This is a genomic window from Neobacillus sp. SM06, assembly GCF_050496765.1.
Taxonomy (GTDB): domain Bacteria; phylum Bacillota; class Bacilli; order Bacillales; family Cytobacillaceae; genus JAEVLT01.
Genome location: NZ_JBNWEO010000021.1, coordinates 1 through 21497, shown reverse-complemented (window position 1 = coordinate 21497; position 21497 = coordinate 1). Strand labels below are relative to the sequence as shown.

Below are 21497 nucleotides of genomic sequence, written 5' to 3'. Positions count from 1 at the left end.
CATTAGAGAAACGAGTAATGCCCGTTTTACCCCGAAAAATAGACGAAAAGGGCATTAGGGAAGCGAGTAATGCCCGTGTTACCCTGAAAAATAGGGGAAACGGGCATTAGAGAAACGAGTAATGCCCATTTTACCCTGAAAAATAGACGAAAAGGGCATTAGAGAAACGAGTAATGCCCGTTTTACCCCGAAAAATAGACGAATTGGGCATTAGAGAAACGAGTAATGCCCGTTTTACCCCGAAAAATAGACGAAAAGGTCATTAGGGAAACGAGTAATGCCCGTTTTACCCCGAAAAATAGACGAATTGGGCATTAGAGAATTGAGTAATGCCCGTTTTACCCTGAAAAATAGACGAATTGGGCATTAGAGAAACGAGTAATGCCCGTTTTACCCCGAAAAATAGACGAATTGGGCATTAGGGAAGCGAGTAATGCCCGTGTTACCCTGAAAAATAGGGGAAAAGGGCATTAGGGAAACGAGTAATGCCTATTTTACCCTGAAAAATAGACGAAAAGGGCATTAGAGAAACGAGTAATGCCCGTTTTACCCCGAAAAATAGACGAAATGGATTCGAAAATGCATCCAAATTTCATTTTATTAGTATTTACTGAGTGATAGACACCTCTATCACCCCAGTTTTCCCCTTATTCTGGTCTGGATGATAAATTAAGGTATGAATTCTGGTAGGATAAAGAAAACTCGCCGATCGGCGAGCTTCTTTATCCTAATTAAAGAGTATAAACATCTCTTTCTAGTTTTTCCGTAAACGCATATTAAAAAACTTGTAAATAATGATAGCGCATATTAATACAATGGCTACCTCTATTTCGAATGCCCACCCGCTAAAGCTTTTGTCGATGAAGATCCCCACTGCTGAACCTACTGGAAACGTAACGGCTGCCCCCAATATCGCACCTGCAGCCAAGCCAATAAATATACCAAGTATTAAACCCATGATTGCAGCTCCTTTCAAGGTAACGTTCACCTGTTGATATTTTCATTATAATAAGTTTCCACTATCTTGTGATGGTTTTCACAAATTCAACAATTATTTGCCTTAATTTTATTTCAAAAAATTCATATTTTGTCCATTGCTATATTCCGGAGAATTTATCTTAGTTTAAAGAACGAGGCTTTAATGTTAAAATAATATGAAAAACCTATTGACTCCGTACGATTGTACAGGGTTTATGGTGTGTCCGATTATTGAAACCTTATTTCAATCAGAAAGTTGACTGATTCATGGAAGGAGAAAAGAATGATGGTAATAACCAAAGATATGCCCGTATCCGGTATTGCTGCCAGCTGGGATGAGGCAAAAGAGGTTTTTCAAAAATACGGGATTCCAGCCAGTTCGAATAAAGCATTAAAGGAACATATTCAAGGGGAACAATTGGATCAATTGATTTCTGATTTAAATAAAGCGATAGGGAGTACAGAAGTTACTTGTATTGAGGGAGGCTGACGAGTTAAGTAAAGACACTGGATGTGCCTGTTAATTTTACTAAATCCAAAGGAGTTTTTATGGAGATTTCATTCATCCGTCACGGGGAATCACTACTAACTGAAAAGAATAAAATGACCGCTACGGAGTTTAAAAAATGGGTTGAAAGATATAATGATCATGGAGTGTTTGAAAATTCATCCTACCCAGCTGCTGCTCTGGAAAAAGCAGCAGCTGCGTTTCTTGTTATCACCAGTGATTTAAAAAGGTCTATTGAGTCGGCTAGGTTATTAAATCCGGCAGCAAAAATAATATCCGACCCATTATTCAGAGAAACCGAGCTGCCCATTGATCTGCCAAAATTATTGAATATTAAATTAAAGCCGAACACGTGGTCAGTTAGTTTACGATTACTTTGGTTATGCGGCTATTCTAACGAGTGTGAGTCTCTGAATCAAGCAAAATCCAGAGCAGTGAAAGCGTCTCAACAACTAATTCATTATGCCAATGAGTACGAATCAATCGTTTTGGTTGGACATGGTTTTTTTAATAGGCTGATAGCGAAGGAATTACAGAAAAAGGGCTGGCAGAGCAAAAGAAAAGTGACTGCGAAGCATTGGAGCTGTATTACTTATACATTTTGAATTAGTTGATAGCCGTCATTGGCCGATGTCCCTTTTTATAAGGGGAATTTTTCAAATTATCCTTTTTTTAAACAAACAGAATTGTTTTACCCTTGCGTGACTGAATTTCCTAATTTTTCAGGAAAATAGGTGTGTTCGTTTTACGTGACTGAATTTCCCTGTTTTGCTATCTCTACTTTTAATACTGACTACTTGCTTGTTAAAAGCCATTCGATAGGGAAAGCGAGGCTAGTTTTACAGTTGAAGGCCATTCATTTAGCAATATCTAAAATACGATTCCACCGCATATGCTATGCATAAATTCACTTCACTATTCCTTGTAAATTGAATGAATCACCTTATTTTTTAATAAAACATTGAATATTTATTCTCGTTATTGAATTTTTATTTTACTCTTCGTATAAAGGGGAATAATGTATGTACATACCAAAGGCTTTTGAAGTTACTGATAAAAAGAAATTGGTAAACTTTATTCAGAATCATAGTTTTGGCATTCTATTTTCTGAAACTGGGGATGGACCTTTTGCCACGCATTTGCCATTTTTATTTGATGAAACCAAGGGAGAAAATGGGGTTTTGATCGGCCATATGGCAAAGCCGAATCTGCATTGGGGAAAATTGGACAAGAAAGAAGTTCTAATCGTTTTTTCTGGCCCGCACGCTTATATTTCGCCGGCTTGGTATAATGAAACGAATACGGTACCTACTTGGAATTATGTTGCAGTACATGTGTTTGGAGAATTTCATTTAATAGAAAATAAACAAGAAATGCAAAGCATTATAGAAAAAACAGTTGATTTTTACGAATCACCTATGCCAAATCCGTGGGAAGCAAACCTTGATGATAAGTTTATCGATGGTTTAATGAATGGGATTGTGGGATTTGAAATTAATATTAAAAAGATTGAAGGAAAATGGAAGCTGAATCAGAACCATTCGCGACAAAGGCAACAAAATGTGATTAATGGGCTGAAAACAAGAGATGAGTATGATTCACAAGAAATTGCCTTATTAATGGAGCAAAATTTGCATGAAATTAAGAAAGAATGATCGTTCACTAATATAGCTCGTTTATTTCTTCTTCTAGATAAGAAATTGCCTGTTTGCTCGGGTGAGAATTCTTTACCTTTAGTGTGAGCAGTAAACCAAAAGCTAAACAGATAAAGGAAAAGATAAAGGCACTTTTGAAACCGCCTCCTTCGTCGATTAACCAGCCAGCAATCGCTGGGCCGATGAATTGGCCGACTGCAAAATAAAAAGTAACATAACTGAATGCGATCGGCATTTCTGCCGGTCTGACGTGATCCATGCTGGATGCTTGCGTTAACGCAAAAAGCCCGGTAGATGTACAGCTTAAAATGATGATGTGAATGGCAAATCCAATAAGGCTGGGAAAGAGAACAGGAAGAATCATCGATAATCCTGTAAGTCCCATCGTCATAGTCAATGAACGTCTTCGTCCAAGTCTATCTGAAATGGCTCCCCAAATCGGACCACTAAAGATAGACAAAATTCCATTTACCGCCATCAATTGCCCGGCTGCTTTCACACTTATTTCAGAAAATATCATAAAACTCATAATAAAAATCGTTTGTACGATGTAAGTAAGCCCAACGATTCCGTAAATAAGGCCAACATTGATGACGCTAGGGTTTTTATAGATTTCTTTCGCAGCATTTTTGTTATTGCTTTTCACAGAAGATGAATCTGCAGGCGGTTCTTTTATAAAAATAAATGTCAAAACCACCACGAACAGACCGATGACGGCAAATAAAGCCCATGCGACTCGCCACCCGATATCATGGTTCCAATTTTCTAGAAACGGAACGACGATTCCTGCAAATAAAATACCAATCCCAGCACCACTGGTGGTTAAACCAATCACCAATCCTTTTTTCTGCGGAAACCAGGCAACAAGCAAAGAAATAAACGGGGTATAGGTGAACGATGTGCCAATGCCTAAAACGAGCATGAAAAGGAATGACACCCAATAGGAAACAGTAACAGCAAGCCCGGATAGTCCAACTGTTACGAGGGATATTCCCAGCAGAATTGTTTTTTTACTGCCCCATTTGGAGGCAAGAATTCCAGCAAAAATAATGGTGCTTAAATAACCCAATGATGTCGTTGTGCCGAGATAACCCGCCTGCTTATAGGAAAGCCTTAAGCTTTCTCTCATAAATGGGAGGAATACTCCATAGGACAGCCTTGCAAACGCTAAGACGACAATGGTTGTGAACATGCCAAGAATGGAGTAGATCCACAATCGGTTTCGCGTATTCATTTTCATCAAGACCCCCCTTTTTTAAATGACTGGTCAGTATGTATATTTTTTCACTTTTCAATCTATTCATATTATTTAGTTTATATGTAAAAAGATCAAGTTTTTTTAAATGAAAATTCAGCACTTTTAAATACTTTATCAAGCTGTTGATCTTGGCTTGGATGAGGTTGGAATAAACCCTGAATTCTTGCCTTTTTTACAAAAATGTAAATTCAGTTGATGAAGATGTTAATTTATCACTAGCCATGTACTTGTTTACCGTAACAAAACTAACATTAACAACAACTGAACTTTGTGGTAAAAGCTTATCAGATTTTATTCAAATCTTAATTAACCATAATATTCATTGGGCTGAGTATACAGAGGAGCATAAAAAACAAGATGATGCAACCATTGAATTTATTTTAAAAGAAGATGGTAAACAGGATGAAAACAATATGTAATACTTGTCCTATTATTGGTCTATATATCATTAGTCATCTTGTATAACTATGGGAACTGTTTGATTCTATATTTTGTAATTATTTGTAGATTTTAATCGAAAAATGTAGATTGAAATGTATTGTGTATTATCTTTTTGTTAGATATTCTTAAGGGGTATTCCAATTATTTACTAATGGAGTAGGAATTACAAGGGGGCGAAAGATGAATAGACTGAGGATTAAGTTTTTGCAGAGAAAGGTAGCCTGTTGGACATTTATTATCCTTTTAATAATGGGGCTTGTTCCGCCAAAAAATCACCAAGTCGTTTATGCCCAAACTGATACAAAACCACAAGTATCTGAAGAAAACAAACAAGTGAAAGAAAAAGTAAAGGCACCACCTCCACCACCGTTCAAAAGAGAGACAAAAGAAATCAAGGAAAAACGAGGAAAAAACACAGAAGTTATTCAAAACGAAAATGGTACTTATACAAAGAAAATATATTTTTCACCGATTTACCGATTGAATAACGAAAATGAACTTAAACGCATTTCTACTAAATTAGTTCCATCCCAAAAAGGTTTAATTGAACCTGAAAATACCTCCATCCATGTAACCTTTCAGCCGAAGTTAAACAAGGGACAATATGCCTCCGTTTCTTTCAATGATTACATCATGAATTATCAATTTTTAGGTTCTCAAGGGGAAAGAGATTTTACAGAACCGAAAGTAGCAGATGCCAAAGTCAAAGAGAATAAAGTGACTTATAAGGATATTGTTGATGGTCTAGACCTGCGGAATGTAAGCTTTGATCGACAGGTCAAAGAAGATATCATTCTTAACTCCTATAAAGGATTTTCTGAGTTTCAGTTTTTCATAGAAACTCGACTAGATGCAGCAATAAAAGAGGATGGAAACATCCAATTCAACGATGGCGAAAAAAATATTTTTTCGATTCCAAAGCCATTTATGACCGATTCCAATATTGATCCATTATCCGGGGAACCCCAACGTTCGGACAATGTTTCTTATGATTTAATTAAAGCTGCTGGCGGCTACAAGTTGATTGTGAAAGCAGATCCTACTTGGCTGAAAGATGCAAACCGAAAATACCCCGTTTATATTGACCCAACAACTGAATTCGGTACCTCAATGGATACTTTTGCTTCCAGTGCTTTTCCAAACACGAACTATGATCGCTTTTGGGAATCTTCGCTGGGGTATTACTCAATTAAAGTGGGTTATTATGACAGCACGACAGGCTGGAATTATGGTTATTTTCAACAGGACTTATCTGCATTAAAAGGGGCAATTGTAGACAATGCAGTATTTTATGCTTATACCGCCCATTCTTATTATCCAACCACTCCTACAGAAGTAGACATCAATGAAGTGGGGCAGGCATGGAACCCCAGAACGCTCACATGGAATAACAAGCCTTTTACTTCCGGAATCATTGCATCCGATTCTGTTTACCAAGGTCAATGGGCTGGATTTAATGTAACCAATACCGTTAAAGATTGGGTAAACGGAATAAAGCCAAACAATGGTTTCGTTATGCATACGAATGGAAATGGGCAAACGTATTGGAAAAAATTCTACGCATCGGAAAACAGTACAAATCAGCCCGTAATAGATATAGATTATCATTATCCTGCTCCAAATCCACCTACTGGTACTGCATACACATATGGTAACGGAAGCAACACCGGGTATGTCGATTTGACCTGGAATGCGGTGGCTGGTGCCAACGCATACGCAGTATGGATGTTTAATGGAATTGGGTGGGAACGATTTGACTTAGGTAATGTGACGAACTGGTCGACAAAAGCGCAAAAGATTTGGCCGACTTCTGAAGAAATTGCTGCCGGACGATATCAATTACATCATGACGGAGCAGGTGCAGAACTTGCTTCAGATCCGTCGCCGGTTTATGCAAATGCAGACAACACTTATGCAAATTACAAAAACTATTCCTTTTGTGTCATGGCCAAATATCCAACGGGAGAAGAAAGTGGCTGCTCAAGTGCGTTCACACCACTAATCCCTCTTGATAAGCCGAAACTACCAACCGGGAACGCCTTTGCGAATGTCCCAGGATCTGATTCCGGCTATGTCCAATTAAAGTGGGATCCACTTCCAAACGCAACAGGCTACAAAATTCAAGTATTTAATGGAAAAGATTATGAAGAATTTGATGCGGGGAATGTGACTACTTGGTCAACACAAGGAAAGAACATATGGCCCAAAGCAGACGAAATTGCCGCAGGGCGCTACCAATTACACCATGACGGTTTGGGAACGGAATTGGCACGCGATCCCTCTCCCGTTTATACCAAAGCAGGCGGAGACAGCAGTCGGAAATCTTATTCCTTCCGCATTAAAGCCTATAGCTCCGCCGGGAATGCAGACAGTCCCGTTTCTGATGAAGCAATTTCGGTTATTCCGGATAGCGGCAATATGTTTGGAATGGAAGATTACTGGACGTCAATTCCTGTAAAATTCGGAAAGGTAAATGCCATTACAGGGAATTTTGTGATGGATGAAACCGATTTTACCTTAGCGGGAAGAGGACCAGTGATTGAAATCGGTCGAACGTACAATAGCCAAGATCCTTCCAAAGGCCTTTTTGGAAACGGCTGGAATAGCAGCTTAGAGGTTTCTGTTAAAGAAGAGGCAAATGGTGATGTGTTATATACGAAAGAAGATCGAACGGTCAATCGGTTCCTAAAGATCAATGACACAACTTACCAAGCACCCGAAGGTATTTTCCTAAGACTGAAAAAAGACAACGGTGTGTTTACCTTAACAGATAAAGACCAATCGGTTACAAGGTTCATAAGCGATGGGAAAATTGATTCCGTAACAGATGAATATGGCCAACAAGTAAAGTACGCCTATACCAATGGCAAACTGACCAGTATTACGGATCCCAATAACCGGGTGGTTACGATTGAATATACAGCTGACAACAGTAAGATTGCGAGAATTATCGGGCCGGAAAATCGAACGCTTACCTATTCATACAGTGGTGATGATTTGATTTCATCAACAACACCGCGGGGGAAAATATACCGATACGGCTACGAAAACGGCAAGCTCCGGTATGTTTATGATCCGAAGCATACAACTTCCTCCCCTAATCAAACGACCTATACGTATCAAGATAACAAACTGGTGAAAATAACAGATCCGCTTGGAAAAGAAACTTCGTTAAGCTATGATCTGTCGAAGCGGGAAGTTACTGTGACAGATTCAAAGCTGAATAAAGACCGCTATGGCTACAATCTTGCTGGAAATCCCAGTTATACAACGGTAGATACCGATTATTTAGCTTTGAAGACAACGTACGAATATGAAACCAATTTATTGAAAAAGAAAACGAATCCGAAAGACCAAGGGCAACGTGTCTCGGAGACGTATACTTATGATATCAATGGAAATGTAATATCATCTAGCGATGCGATTGGGACAGAAACGTATCAATATAACATTAATAATGATATGACGAAAAGGACAGATACTGAGCAGAAAACCACAACAGTGACCTATCAGGGACAAAATGCAGTATCAAGTGTTGACAATCAATCAAATACTGCCTCTGTTACTCAGTACGACCAGTATGGTAATGCCATTTCCGGGAGTAAGGCTCTTGCACCCGCAGCCAATCTATTAACAAATGGAAGTTTTGAAGATAGTGTAAATGGATGGACTGAAGAAATTGTAAATAATGTGGGAGATGTTTCGACTTACGCGTTAACGCCATCCGATGCACCGGGTTCAAGTGGATTGCAAGCCATTCGTTTGTCTCTTAAACCGACTAGTTCTGGATGGGGAACGGTTCAAACGACTCAAACAGTTGACGCTGTACCTAATCAAAGTTATACATTTAGTGCTTGGGTGAAAACTGCCGATATTTCAAATGCTAAGGCTTTCTTGGAAGTAGCATTAATTAGCAACAGTGGTGTATCTACTCATATTTCGGCAAAATATCATAGTCTAGACGGAACTCATGATTGGAGTAAACAACAGCTTTCCATTAAAACCTTACCAGATACAGCCAAAATAAAAGTGTATCTTGTTTTATCGCAAAATGATAGTAATGCAACAGGTTCGGTTTGGTATGATAAAGCTCAATTAGAGGAAGGTCCGGTGTCCTCTTCGTTTAACCCGGTAGTGAACAGCAGCTTTGAAATGCTTGACACTGATAATACACCAAAGGGTTGGTACCGAACAGTTGCTAATACAGGCGAAGTATCCGATGGGTTCCAAGGAAAACAGGGAATTGTGATCAGAAGACCAAACACTACCGACGCGGATAAGCATTATTTGCAAATCGTCCCACTCAATCAAACGAGTGCTACCGCTTTGACAGTGACAGCGATGTCCAAAGCACAGGATGCCAAAAATACAAGTGGAAGCAAAACAGATTCGGAATATGGGATTTGGATATATGCTGATTATGATGATAAGACTAGTCAGTTCTATACTATTTTATTTCCACTCGGTACGAAGGATTGGAACCGTGGGGCTATCACCATCCCGAAAACGAAACCGATCAAACAACTTCGAATTTACACTTTATTCCGGGGGAATAATACGGGGACGGTCTGGTATGATGATGTCCGGATCTTGGACGGCAATGTTCTTACACAAAATGAATACAATTCCAATGATGAGGCAACGTCTTCCTATGACGAAGAAGGGCATAAGACGTCTTATGCCTACGATGCCTATGGTAACAAAACTACCGAAACAGATCCGAAAAACAACACCAAACTGTTTGAATATAACCTTGACAATCAGTTAACGAAAACCACTCTGCCTAACAATACTGCTGTCGCTTACCAATATGATGATAATGGAAACACCACCCAGAAAACGATTGCGTCCGGCACGAAGTCACAAATTGTAAAATATGAATACGACGTTGACAATAAATTGGTGAAATACATTGATCCGCTAAACCGGCAAATCAACCATTCATACGATGAAAATACGAACCGGATCAAAACCGTGATGCCGGCGGGGAATTATTTGGAATGGACGTATGATACAGCTGACCGTGTAAAAGAATTAAAACACAATGGATTGGTTGCTTTTTCATACGAGTACGATGCCAACGGGAATGAAACAAAAGTAACGGATCCAATCAATGGCATTACCCGGGTAAAATCTTACGATACGGGAAACCGCGTTACCAGCATGACAGACCGCGGCGGAAGCATTTCGTGGGAGTATCATCCAGGATCCTTTAAGCTAAAGTCACTCGCTATCCAGCAAGGGACGTATGCCAACACGGGCACTTACGAGTACAATACGCTCAATCAAAATATAAAAGTAGTAAACGATGGGAAAATCTTTTATTTTGATTATGATGAATTTGGGAACGTATCCTCCTATGTAGCTGGAAACCTGGCGAGTGCCCTGTATCTGTACGAGAATACGCAAAAGGTGACAACCCTGAATGTAAGCAAACCTGACGGCACATCCATTGTCTCAGAAACATATAGCTATGATGCCAATGGCAACCGAACGAGCATTGACCGAAAAGGGGGTCTGCAGCCTGGCAAAACGTTCTACAGTTATGATCAACTAAATCAATTAACAAAAGAAACCCTGCCGGATGGAACGGTCAATGAATACACCTATGACGGCTTCAGCAACCGAACCAGTGTAAAGGTTACAAAAGCAGACGGCACGACTGCGACAACTACAGCCACATTCAACAACGGGAACCAGCTTACTTCTTTTGGAAATGAAACCATCACCTATGACGCCAACGGCAACCGTTTATCCGACGAGCCATTCACGTACAAATGGAACGCAGCCGACCAGCTCGAATCTGTCACAAGAAAAGGCCAAACAACGCCATTTGCCACCTATAAATACGATGATGACAACCGGCGAATCGAAAAGACTGTCAACGGCCAAATCACCCGCTACTATTATGACGGCGACAGCATCAATGTCCTCTACGAAACGAATGGAACCGGCACGGTGCTCCGCCAGTATGTGTATAACGCCGATGGTGTGCGCCTGGCAATGAAAGCGCAAGGGCAAATATTTTATTATCATTACAACGCCCACGGCGACGTCATTGCGATCACCGACCAAAATGGCCAAATCCAAGCCCAGTATGTTTACGATGCCTGGGGCAATATCCTTCAGCAAACCGAGCAGGGGCTAACCGCCGACAACCCGTTCAAGTATGCAGGGTACATGTACGATGAAGAAACGAACCTGTACTATCTCATGGCCAGGTACTATCATCCAAAACATGGCGTGTTCATCTCGGTGGATCCGGATCCGGGGGATGAGGATGATCCGGTTACGCAGAATGGGTATACGTATGCGAATAATAATCCGGTGATGATGAATGATCCCGATGGACATATAGCGTGGTGGATAGCAGCTGCTGTAGGTGGAGCAGCATGGAATGTAGCGACATATTTAATTGAAAATCGTAATAAAGGATATACGTGGCAGGGTGCAGGAAATGCTGCTCTGAAAGGTGCGATTACTGGAGTAGTTTTTGGTGGAATAGGAAGGGTAGCCTTTTTTGCTTCAAAATTAAAGTATAGTAAGCATGCCACAGATTATTTAGCTAATTCATCTAGAAAAATGTCTAAACTTTCAGCGACTTTAACTAGAAGCTTTGGACGTAAGGGTATAGATATTCGATATCCAAATGATCGGTTTGTCCAGACGTTGGGAAAGAAACATATTGTAGTATCAAGAACAAAAAAATATAACATTATCACTGTTGGACATCGTAGTAAACAATCTAAATATTGGAGGAAGACACCATGGTGGAAATAAGTGAAGAGTTTAAAATTGTATTTTGGGGTGATAAAAAGAAGATTACCATTCTCTCTTTTGGATCAATGTATCCTAATGACAATGAGATTTATTTACGTGATTTACAGTCAAATTTAGTGTCTGTATCTTCTGATTATTTTTACTATGAATATCGTGGACCAATTTTCTTGAAAAGCGAGATTATTAACTTTAGTCAAGAGCTATATTTATTGCTACAAAAAAAAATTGAGAAAGCCGAATTGGTTGCTGACGAAGAAGAAATGGAAATTAAAGTAGAGTGTAATAAAGGGAAATTTCAAGTAAGTTTTATTTTTTTAAAAAATGATTTAATTGAAGAAAAGTGGCAATACGAGACGTCATTTGAAGTTGATGAAATTAATCTGAAAGATATTTACTGTAAGATTAAAAACCTATGATATTAAATTTAGTAACCAGTCGATATGACAAACGTCTTTCAATATCGACTGGTTTCACATAATTTTTATAAACATCTTTATTAAATCGAATCCATCACCTATGATTCCAATGGAAAATGTTTGTCCGCTGGTGTACGCCTGGCAATGAAAGCGCAAGGGCAAATATTTTATTATCATTACAACGCCCACGGCGACGTCATTGCGATCACCGACCAAAATGGCCAAATCCAAGCCCAATATGCTTACGATGCTTGGGGCAATATCCTTCAACAAACCGAGCAGGGGCTAACCGCCGACAACCCGTTCAAGTATGCAGGGTACATGTACGATGAAGAAACGAACCTGTACTATCTCATGGCCAGGTACTATCATCCAAAACATGGCGTGTTCATCTCGGTGGATCCGGATCCGGGGGATGAGGATGATCCGGTTACACAGAATGGGTATACGTATGCGAATAATAATCCGGTGATAAATATTGATCCAGATGGTAATATTGCCATTGCTGCTGGATTATATATCGTTCCTAGTTTAGGGCAAGTTGCCTTAATAGCAACGGTAGCAGTCGGGGGGGCAATTGGAGCATGGTATTTAGGTAAAAAAGTAAAAAGCTGGGCTAATAAAAAATCCTGGGATCATATTAAAGAAGGTCATGCTAAAGATTCATCTGTACCTAATAAGGGGAAATTTGGAAGCAACAGAACAATGAAACGAACTACTAGGGCAACAGCTAGAACCCCAAAGGTTCGAGATGGGAAATATGGGCGTACCATACATGAAAAGGAATTTAAAAAATATGTAGGTAAAAATTGGAACGGTAAGTTGACGAAAAGAGTTAGAGTTGTTCGGGATAAAAATGGACGTATAGTTACTAGTTTTCCATATTAATTTAAAAACTACCAGGCAGTTAAAGAACTGTCTGGTAAATGTTTAAAAAAGTCATTAAAATATAAATTCAGTATTTGTTATTCTTTTGGATATTTGTTATCCATAGGATGGGAGGAATAGTTTGAAAGAACCCAAACATACGTTACAAGCAAAAATTAGGCATAACAAAATAAGCCTACTCTACAAGTGGACTTGGGAAAAATTGTATTAAGGAAAGATTTAAACGTGTGTAAACTTATCGGGGATCTGATAGCCTAGAGTTTCTAAGTATTGTATAGCCATTTCCTCCGTGATCTGAGGTACATAAGTTGGTTTAGGTTGGAATCTATATTGTATAACTCTTGGTTAAATGGCTCATTTTTATCTAGCATATGGTAAATACAAACAAGTAACTTATGTGCTATCGCAATAATCGCTTTTTTGTGACCTCTACGCTTCTTAATTTGGTCATAACGTTTCTTGAAGTAAGGACACTTTTTACTTTTAATAGCGGCATTGGCACATTGAACTAGTAATGGTTTGATGTAAACACCAGCTCGCGAAACACGAACCGACTTTTTCTTTCCAGCACTTTCATTGTTTTGCGGAGTAAGTCCTGCCCAAGAACATAGATGTTTATCGGAAAGAAAAACAGACATATCAACACCAATTTCTCCAAGAAAAGCAATGGCCGTAAAGATATCTTTAATACTTGGCAAGGATAAAATTAATTCGACTTGTCGCATGTAGGGTTGAACTAATTTTAATACAACGGATTCAATATCAGCGATGTGTTTCTCAATACTGTCAATATGGTCTAGGCACACACGCATTTTATCGGCTTGTGGTTCAGTCAAATGCCCTTGAATGGATTTCACGATGGTGTCTGTTTTGGTTTTCATCCTTCCGTGTAGCAGCGATGAAACATCGAAATCTGTATCATCGGGATTATCAAGGATATGGTTAATAATACGCATAGAACTTGCACCAAAAGTATCCGAGACTACACTAGAAATCATAATGTTAGAAACTGTAAGGGGATTTTGAACACGGTTTTTCTCGCTCGACTTAAAGTTGATGAGTTTAAACCGATACCGCATTAAATCTCGAATTTGACGAATGGGCAAGGGTGGAATAAAACTACTAGGAACCAAGCCATGTTTGTGAAGGTCGCAAAGCCAAATTGAATCTTTTTTATCTGTTTTCTTACCCTTAATACCCTTTACATATTTTGGGTTAGCCACTAGGACTTCACAGTCGTGCTCCAAAATATTAAATACAGGGTGCCAATACTTGCCCGTAGATTCCATACAGACATGGATACAGGATTGGGATTTTAACCATTCGAGGAGACGGTGTAAATCCTCGGTGAATGTTGAAAATTGCTTGGTTTGGTATTCCGTAACCCCCGATTTGTTCGTAGTACCAACCGTAGCAACAACAAACTTTTTGTGGACATCAATTCCACAGCAAATAGGGTAAACAATTTTAAGCATAAACACATCCCCATAAAGTTTATAGTGGATAAAGCAGACATTGACTGTTTGCCATGTCATAAACAGGAATTGTTTACACAAAGATTAGTTTACGTGCTCGGGTGGCACACTTATTTGTACTTGAAGACAGCAAACGGCACATCTTAATATGCGGGCAGTTTCGAACTGCACCACTCACCTCCCCGTGCTCTGTAGTGTATCTGCGTATCCAAATATATTATAGCAACATTAGGTGGAGAGTAGCTTCACTTTCATTAAATATTTGTGCCTTGAGCGCAGCGAAAGGAATGAAACTTAATATGAAAGTATCTAAATTTATAAATCTAATGAATTTCACTCACGAATTTTTGGATTATAAAATAAAAAACTTTTATGTAGATCATTTAAAAAATATAGTCTTAATTACAATTAATTCTAACAATATTCCTTTTATTATTTATTACAATACAAGGACAACTGATAGAAATTTTGCTCCTTTAAATATTGAAATAGTTCTTGATGATTTATTATTTGTTCAGCCAATCGACCAAAAAAATTGGCTTCTTATTTGCAACTATGAAAAAAACAATGCTTTAATAATGAATAACCAAGGAGAAATAATAAAGAAGTTTTATGTCGGGGAAGGAATCCAAGACTGCCAAGTTGATAAATTTAATAATATATGGATAAGTTATTTTGATGAGGGTATTTTCGGAGATTCAATTATTGGAAACAATGGGATTGTGGCGTTTGATAGTCAAGGACAAATACTTTTTACTGACTACAATGTTTTAATTGAAAAGAATAACGTCCCACCTATTGATGATTGTTACGCAATGAATGTAAACGAAGATGAAGTATGGCTGTATTATTATTCAGAGTTTCCGTTAGTACGAATGAAGAATAAAAAACTATTAGGTTATTGGCCGAATGTTAATTTAAAGGAAAACGGGATATCAAATGGATTTGCGATTGGTAAAGATGAAGTATTGTTTGGGACAAACAATAAGAAGTTAGTATTGTATTCATTATCTGAAAGAACCATGCAAGAGATAATCCCTTTTGGTGAACAAGGTAAAAAAATTGAATTTATTAGTTATATTGGCCGTGGCTCGTTTCTATATTTACAAACGGAGAATGATATCTATTTTATTAACTTATTAGAATTTAAAAAATAGTAATTTTTTAAAGGTGACAATTGCAGTTTTTCATAACCTCTTTACTGACTTTATATTATTGGTAGCCGTTTACCCGATAGGCAATTCACGTACAAATGGAACGCAGCCGACCAGCTCGAATCTGTCACAAGAAAAGGCCAAACAACGCCATTTGCCACCTATAAATACGATGATGACAACCGGCGAATCGAAAAGACTGTCAACGGCCAAATCACTCGCTACTATTATGACGGCGACAGCATCAATGTCCTCTACGAAACGGACGGAACCGGCACGGTGCTCCGCCAGTATGTGTATAACGCCGATGATGTACGCCTGGCAATGAAAGCGCAAGGGCAAATATTTTATTATCATTACAACACCCACGGCGACGTCATTGCGATCACCGACCAAAATGGCCAAATCCAAGCCCAGTATGCTTACGATGCCTGGGGCAATATCCTTCAACAAATCGAGCAGGGGTTAACCGCCGACAACCCGTTCAAGTATGCAGGGTACATGTACGATGAAGAAACGAACCTGTACTATCTCATGGCCAGGTATTATCATCCAAAACATGGCGTGTTCATCTCGGTGGATCCGGATCCGGGGGATGAGGATGATCCGGTTACGCAGAATGGGTATACGTATGCGAATAATAATCCGGTGATGGGTGTGGATCTGGATGGAAATTTTTTCTGGCTGGTTGTTAATGCTGGTTTTGCGGCTTATGATGGTTACCAGGCGTACAAGAGTGGGGGATGGAAAGCTGCAGCAATTGCGGTTGGAATTGGTTTAGTTGGAGGGGCAGCGTTTAAAGGGGCAAAAATTGTATATCGAGCATATAAAGCGGGGAAATTTTCAAAAACTTATAAGTTAGCTTCCAAAATTGCTAGTCGTCATGGAGGGACTATTAAAAGAACAAAAGGGGATGGTTGGAAAGTTAGCGTTCCAGATGGAAAGAAGAATAAATACCAAATACGTATTATGAATAAAGGATCGGGGGGTAGATCAAAACCTTATTATAGAATAAGCCACTCTAGATATGGGGCTTTAGATGCTTATGGAAATCCGACGAATAACCGAGCTCTAACCCATGTTAATATAACGAGAAAATCATATAGACAAATTAGGAATATTTTAAGGCGGTGATAAGGATTGAAAGTTAATAAGGATATACAAAAATTATTAAATAATTTATGGGGTGCTACAATCGAAAGTATAGACTTTCAACTAATTTCAGATAAAATTTCGCTAATGTTAACGATAAATGATAATGAAATAATTACTAAGAATAAGTTAGAGTTCTGTGAAATATCTTCATATTATTATTTGAAAGATACCGCCGAGGATAGGTTTAATTTGGAAGAAATAGAAAAAATAGATTATTTGGAGTTAACAAGTATTGATTATTATCCAGAAGGAATAGGAATGATTAAAATTATTGGAGAAAAAGAATGGATTGATCAATACTATTCCAACGCAAATTTTGCTTTAGAAATTTGGAACTCGTTACTGTTTATAGAAGCAAAAGTTCTTATACTAGACAAACGAATCTTCAAGCTAAAGTAGTTGTTCTTTATTTTTGAACGGAACCTGCCCCTTTTAAAATTTGCTAAAAGAGCAGTTTCCTTTTTTGGTTTTCGATTGTTTTTATAAAAATAATAATCCTATAATGGTGTAGTTTCGGATGGATAAGCATTAGGTGGAGCTACATGGGATGTTGGAACATATTTATGGAGAAATCGTAACAAAGGGTATACGTGGAAAGGAGTAGGTAAAGCAGCATTAACAGGAGTCATGAAATACATCGAAGAAGATTTACAGCTAACGATTAACCAAAAGAAAAGTAAAATTTGTGGTGCAACAAAAGCGACATTTCTCGGTTTCAATATCCAAAAACTGCTGGGAAAGTTGGATGCCGACCTAGTAAGTCGGCAAAACAACGATTTAAAGATAAGCTGCGAAAAGAGACAAGTCGCAAACGATCCGGAACCCTTGAGGAAATTATAACAAAGATTAATCAAATAATCACAGGTTGGATTAACTACTATGGCATATCGAATATGAAAACATTCATAAAGGAAATCCAACGATGGTTAAATCGCAGATTAAGACAATTAATCTGGAAACGATGGAAGAAAGTCAAAACAAGATATAAAATGCTTCGAAAATATGGAATAAACCATGATGATGCGATGAAAACAGCCAATTCTCGAAAGGGATACTGGCGTATCTCTCGGAGTGAAATAGTCCCAACTTTATGAGAAACGATACTTAAAAGGTTGAACCGCCCTGTACGGGTCCGTACGCAGGGTGGTGTGAGAGGTCGACTAGCCAATTAATGGCTAGTCATCTACTCGATTGGGTCGAGGATAACGAAGGATGTTTTTTTTATTAAGGAATTCATCCAAATACAAAAATAGTAAACAAGGGAAAGCTTTTGATATATGATGAATTTCGCAGCTCGAATCTGTCACAAGAAAAGGCCAAACAACGCCATTTGCCACCTATAAATACGATGATGACAACCGGCGAATCGAAAAGACTGTCAACGGCCAAATCACTCGCTACTATTATGACGGCGACAGCATCAATGTCCTCTACGAAACGGACGGAACCGGCACGGTGCTCCGCCAGTATGTGTATAACTCCGATGATGTACGCCTGGCAATGAAAGCGCAAGGGCAAATATTTTATTATCATTACAACACCCACGGCGACGTCATTGCGATCACCGACCAAAATGGCCAAATCCAAGCCCAGTATGCTTACGATGCCTGGGGCAATATCCTTCAACAAATCGAGCAGGGGTTAACCGCCGACAACCCGTTCAAGTATGCAGGGTACATGTACGATGAAGAAACGAACCTGTACTATCTCATGGCCAGGTATTATCATCCAAAACATGGCGTGTTCATCTCGGTGGATCCAGACCCGGGGGATGAGGATGATCCGGTTACGCAGAATGGGTATACGTATGCGAATAATAATCCGGTGATGGGTGTGGATCCGGATGGAAATTTTGTATGGATGTTATTAAATGCTGGGTTTCGGCTTATGATGGGTATCAGGCATATAAGAGTGGAGGGTGGAAAGCTGCTGCAATTGCTCTAGGTGTTGGTTTAGTTGGAGGGTCTGCGTTTAAAGCAGTTAAAGCCTATAAAGTTGCAAAAGGTGCTTCTAGATTTTGGTGTAAAGGTACGTATAAGAGTAGTGCTGCCTCCTTAGCAGACCACTATAAAAGACATGTAATCTGGAATGGTCGATTGTATAGTAAAGAAAGATATACAAATATGGCGAGAGCTTTCTATCAGTCAAACAAACACTTACGCCAGCCATACACATTAAAAACAGGTAAAAAGGGGTATAAGATTAAAAATGGAAAAGTCGGAGGTTATTATACTAGATCGGGGAAAATAGTAACTTTTTGGAATAATAAATGGAGAAAAAGATAATATTTTTGTACTGATACCAAATTTTAATTACTAGAATGAGGTGAATTACACTGAATGCAAATAGAAAAGGAATTGCTTTCAAAGCTTAAAAACTTTAATAATATGTTAAAAACAGGATTTCCTTCAGAAGATATAGAAAAGATTGAAAAGGATATCTTTCATGATGGTGAACAGCACTTTTTAGCGGGGGATTTTGATAGTTATTGTTCCCTTATCAGAGGGAGTCTAGGTTATGTACTTTCTAACAGGAAGATACCTCGTTATCAACGAGAACTGTTAAATAAAGATTTTTTTGCTATGTACCCTCATTATAGTTATTTAAAGCAAAGCTTACAAATGTACCCTGAATTTGAAAGGGACTTAATAGTTCACGAAAATACGCGGGAATTATTATTAGAAGTAATCAAATTATACAAAAAAAGTATATTTGGTTAATTTTAAATAATTCCATTCTTTAATTTACAAATGCGTGGCCTAACTCCACCGTCTTTAGACGGTATCAGTTTTTTAGCCTTATTTGGTTCTGTCCATACTTATAGAGAGGTGAAAGTATGGACGGATATAAGAAAAATGGTCATGCGGTATATGATTTAAAATACCACGTGATTTGGGTTACAAAATATAGATACAAAGTGCTATATGGGTAGATTGCAATAAGAACAAGGGAACTAATTAGGCATGGCTGCGAAGAGGTATTACAATCTTGTAGGGGAGTGTTGGGAAAGATCACATTCATTTGTTGCTTTCCTTTCCTCCAAGCCTTGCTCCAAGTAAATATTGCAATATCTTAAAGGAAGATTCTCAAGGTTATTGCAAGATGAATTTCCAGAACTAAAAAAGAGATACTGGGGGACAGCACTTATGGGGCAAGAGGATATTTCTGTGTAACTGTTGATACTGTTACAGAGGAAATAATAAGAAATTACATAGCCAATCAATATAATGCTACATATAAACTAGACAATAAAAAAGGAGTTTCTTAGTTGTATGTCAACCACTCGAAGAAAGTTTAACCCAGAAGAAAAAGCGCAAATTGTACTGGAAATCCTAAAGGAAGAAAAGTCAGTTTCACAGCTCGCTTCTGAGCATGGGATCCATACCAATGTCCTCAACCGGTGGAAATCCGAGGTGGTACAAAACCTCTCACAGCTGTTTGTTGATGATCGTAAAGGTATCACCAAAATGAAAAAAGAATATGAACAACAAATCAATGAACTCTACGCCGAGGTTGGTAAGTTAACCACCCAATTGTCGTGGCTTAAAAAAAAATCTGGCCTCTAACTTTACTCGTGAAGAGCGTATTGATCTCATAGAATGGGATTGCTCCGAACACTCCATCCTCGTACAAGCGGATTTACTTAATCTAAACCGCACCAGTCTTTACTATAAGCCGGTCCCTCCCTCTCCGGAGGAAATTCGCCTCAAGCACCGGATTGATGAGCTATACACAAAGCATTCTTTTCTGGGCTATCGAAAGATAGCTGCCATTATGAATCGAGAAGGGGATCTTATTCACGAAAATACAGTAAGAAAGTACATGCGAGAGATGGGTATTATGGCTATCTATCCCGGTCCGAACCTTAGCAAACGGGATCTCCAGCACCGGATCTACCCCTACCTACTTCGAGGGCTAAACATTACTCAGCCCGACCAGGTTTGGAGTGTGGATATCACGTATATCCGGATGAAGCAAGGCTGGATGTACCTCTACGCCATCATGGATTGGTATTCTCGCTTCATTGTGGATTGGCAATTGGATCAAAGCCTTGAAATCGGGTTCGTATTAGAGACTATGAGAAGGGCGCTAGCCAAACGCAAACCCGCCATTATTAACAGTGATCAAGGGAGCCACTTTACCAGCCCACAGTACACAGATTTGCTAAAGGAGAACGAAATCCGCATCAGCATGGATGGCAAAGGCCGTGCAAAGGACAACATCGTTATAGAACGGTTCTGGCGTAGCCTGAAGTACAATGAGATTTATATCAACGACTATACTAGCCCGCGAGAAACGAGGCAAGGTGTGGAACGCTATATCCATCTACACAACCACTACTTACCACACCAGTCATTGGATAACCATACACCAGCTGCTGTGTATAACCGGGATGTTGTACTGTTATCCACATGTGAATAACAGTAGCGGTGTTCGTCAAGAAAGTTGTCTTATATTTATATCTAAACTTAAAAAATCCTACCGCGCTTCGCTTGCTGCCCTCTTCATAAAAGATTCGTTCTAACGAACCAATCTTTTATGAAGAGGATGAAATTTTACCAACATTTCAGCGCTTTGGGGTGATCTTGGGTGTAGGAGGAAACCATTTCTCCCACGCCTTCGCTTATACTATGTCCTCCACCTGTGGACAATGTCTAATTGGCGCTATTCCCCTCAATTTCCATACAGGAAGAGGAGATCAAGACCTTTGTATTATAGAAATATCTAAGTAATTAATCTTGTATACACCTTAATTTTTCAAAAAAACTGTCTTGACTTCTTGTAGCAC

15 protein-coding genes and 4 pseudogenes are annotated in these 21497 nt (G+C 38.9%); 16 read left to right on the top strand and 3 right to left on the bottom strand.

From position 1 onward, the window contains the following. Positions 1 to 754 precede the first annotated feature (754 nt). Entirely contained in the window at positions 755 to 958 is a 204-nt protein-coding gene (locus ACQYAD_RS18165) for a hypothetical protein (protein ID WP_430240465.1), read from the bottom strand. Positions 959 to 1264: 306 nt separating this feature from the next. On the opposite strand from ACQYAD_RS18165, the gene ACQYAD_RS18160 reads away from it, so the two are divergent. The 3 genes from ACQYAD_RS18160 to ACQYAD_RS18150 all read left to right on the top strand — a co-directional run bounded on the left by ACQYAD_RS18160 (position 1265) and on the right by ACQYAD_RS18150 (position 3141). Beyond that, positions 1265 to 1468, top strand: coding sequence for a hypothetical protein (locus ACQYAD_RS18160; RefSeq protein WP_430240464.1), 204 nt, complete (start codon positions 1265 to 1267; stop codon positions 1466 to 1468). 59 nt (positions 1469 to 1527) lie between these two features. Continuing rightward, positions 1528 to 2091, top strand: a complete 564-nt coding sequence (locus tag ACQYAD_RS18155) for a histidine phosphatase family protein (protein WP_430240462.1) — start codon at positions 1528 to 1530, stop codon at positions 2089 to 2091. Positions 2092 to 2508: 417 nt separating this feature from the next. Next, positions 2509 to 3141, top strand: a complete 633-nt coding sequence (locus ACQYAD_RS18150; protein WP_430240460.1) for an FMN-binding negative transcriptional regulator — start codon at positions 2509 to 2511, stop codon at positions 3139 to 3141. A 7-nt stretch (positions 3142 to 3148) separates the two neighbouring features. Here the strand turns inward: ACQYAD_RS18150 and ACQYAD_RS18145 are convergent, their stop codons facing one another. Then, a complete protein-coding gene (locus ACQYAD_RS18145; protein ID WP_430240459.1) occupies positions 3149 to 4381 on the bottom strand; it encodes an MFS transporter in 1233 nt (410 codons plus the stop codon). 245 nt (positions 4382 to 4626) lie between these two features. Here ACQYAD_RS18145 and ACQYAD_RS18140 point away from each other — a divergent pair, with 245 nt between their 5' ends. The 4 genes and pseudogenes from ACQYAD_RS18140 to ACQYAD_RS18125 all read left to right on the top strand — a co-directional run. Beyond that, entirely contained in the window at positions 4627 to 4818 is a 192-nt protein-coding gene (locus ACQYAD_RS18140; RefSeq protein WP_430240458.1) for a hypothetical protein, read from the top strand. A 202-nt stretch (positions 4819 to 5020) separates the two neighbouring features. After that, entirely contained in the window at positions 5021 to 11620 is a 6600-nt protein-coding gene (locus tag ACQYAD_RS18135) for a DNRLRE domain-containing protein (RefSeq protein WP_430240456.1), read from the top strand. After that, positions 11608 to 12036 carry a hypothetical protein gene (locus ACQYAD_RS18130; RefSeq protein WP_430240455.1) on the top strand — a complete coding sequence of 143 codons (429 nt, stop codon included), beginning with the start codon at positions 11608 to 11610 and terminating at the stop codon, positions 12034 to 12036. The genes ACQYAD_RS18135 and ACQYAD_RS18130 overlap by 13 nt, the downstream gene beginning before the upstream one ends. 123 nt (positions 12037 to 12159) lie before the next feature. Next, positions 12160 to 12924: pseudogene (locus ACQYAD_RS18125) on the top strand (RHS repeat domain-containing protein); the annotation flags it as partial. 263 nt (positions 12925 to 13187) lie between these two features. Here ACQYAD_RS18125 and ACQYAD_RS18120 read toward each other — a convergent pair. Beyond that, a complete protein-coding gene (locus ACQYAD_RS18120) occupies positions 13188 to 14399 on the bottom strand; it encodes an IS110 family transposase (RefSeq protein ID WP_430240453.1) in 1212 nt (403 codons plus the stop codon). 299 nt (positions 14400 to 14698) lie between these two features. On the opposite strand from ACQYAD_RS18120, the gene ACQYAD_RS18115 reads away from it, so the two are divergent. From ACQYAD_RS18115 to ACQYAD_RS18075, 9 genes and pseudogenes are all read left to right on the top strand, one after another. Next, on the top strand, positions 14699 to 15556 hold the full coding sequence (locus tag ACQYAD_RS18115; protein ID WP_430240451.1) for a hypothetical protein: 858 nt from the start codon (positions 14699 to 14701) through the stop codon (positions 15554 to 15556). A 60-nt stretch (positions 15557 to 15616) separates the two neighbouring features. After that, positions 15617 to 16687, top strand: a pseudogene (locus ACQYAD_RS18110) (RHS repeat domain-containing protein); the annotation flags it as partial. Positions 16688 to 16693: 6 nt separating this feature from the next. Continuing rightward, positions 16694 to 17107, top strand: coding sequence for a YxiG family protein (locus ACQYAD_RS18105; protein WP_430240449.1), 414 nt, complete (start codon positions 16694 to 16696; stop codon positions 17105 to 17107). A 228-nt stretch (positions 17108 to 17335) separates the two neighbouring features. Next, the gene (locus ACQYAD_RS18100) at positions 17336 to 17548 is read left to right on the top strand and encodes a hypothetical protein (RefSeq protein ID WP_430240489.1); all 213 of its coding nucleotides are present in this window, start codon (positions 17336 to 17338) and stop codon (positions 17546 to 17548) included. Then, a complete protein-coding gene (locus tag ACQYAD_RS18095) occupies positions 17497 to 17802 on the top strand; it encodes a group II intron maturase-specific domain-containing protein (protein ID WP_430240485.1) in 306 nt (101 codons plus the stop codon). Before ACQYAD_RS18100 ends, ACQYAD_RS18095 begins: the two co-directional genes overlap by 52 nt. Before the next feature lie 196 nt (positions 17803 to 17998). Further along, positions 17999 to 18993 (top strand): annotated as a pseudogene (locus ACQYAD_RS18090) (RHS repeat domain-containing protein); the annotation flags it as partial. A gap of 54 nt (positions 18994 to 19047) precedes the next feature. After that, positions 19048 to 19428 carry a YxiJ family protein gene (locus tag ACQYAD_RS18085; RefSeq protein ID WP_430240448.1) on the top strand — a complete coding sequence of 127 codons (381 nt, stop codon included), beginning with the start codon at positions 19048 to 19050 and terminating at the stop codon, positions 19426 to 19428. Positions 19429 to 19544: 116 nt separating this feature from the next. After that, positions 19545 to 19976, top strand: a pseudogene (tnpA, locus tag ACQYAD_RS18080) (IS200/IS605 family transposase). Between the two features lie 4 nt (positions 19977 to 19980). Beyond that, a protein-coding gene (locus ACQYAD_RS18075; protein WP_430234555.1) for an IS3 family transposase occupies positions 19981 to 21130 on the top strand; the annotation gives its coding sequence in 2 pieces (ribosomal slippage) (positions 19981 to 20255 and positions 20254 to 21130; 1152 coding nt in all). Positions 21131 to 21497: the final 367 nt, after the last annotated feature.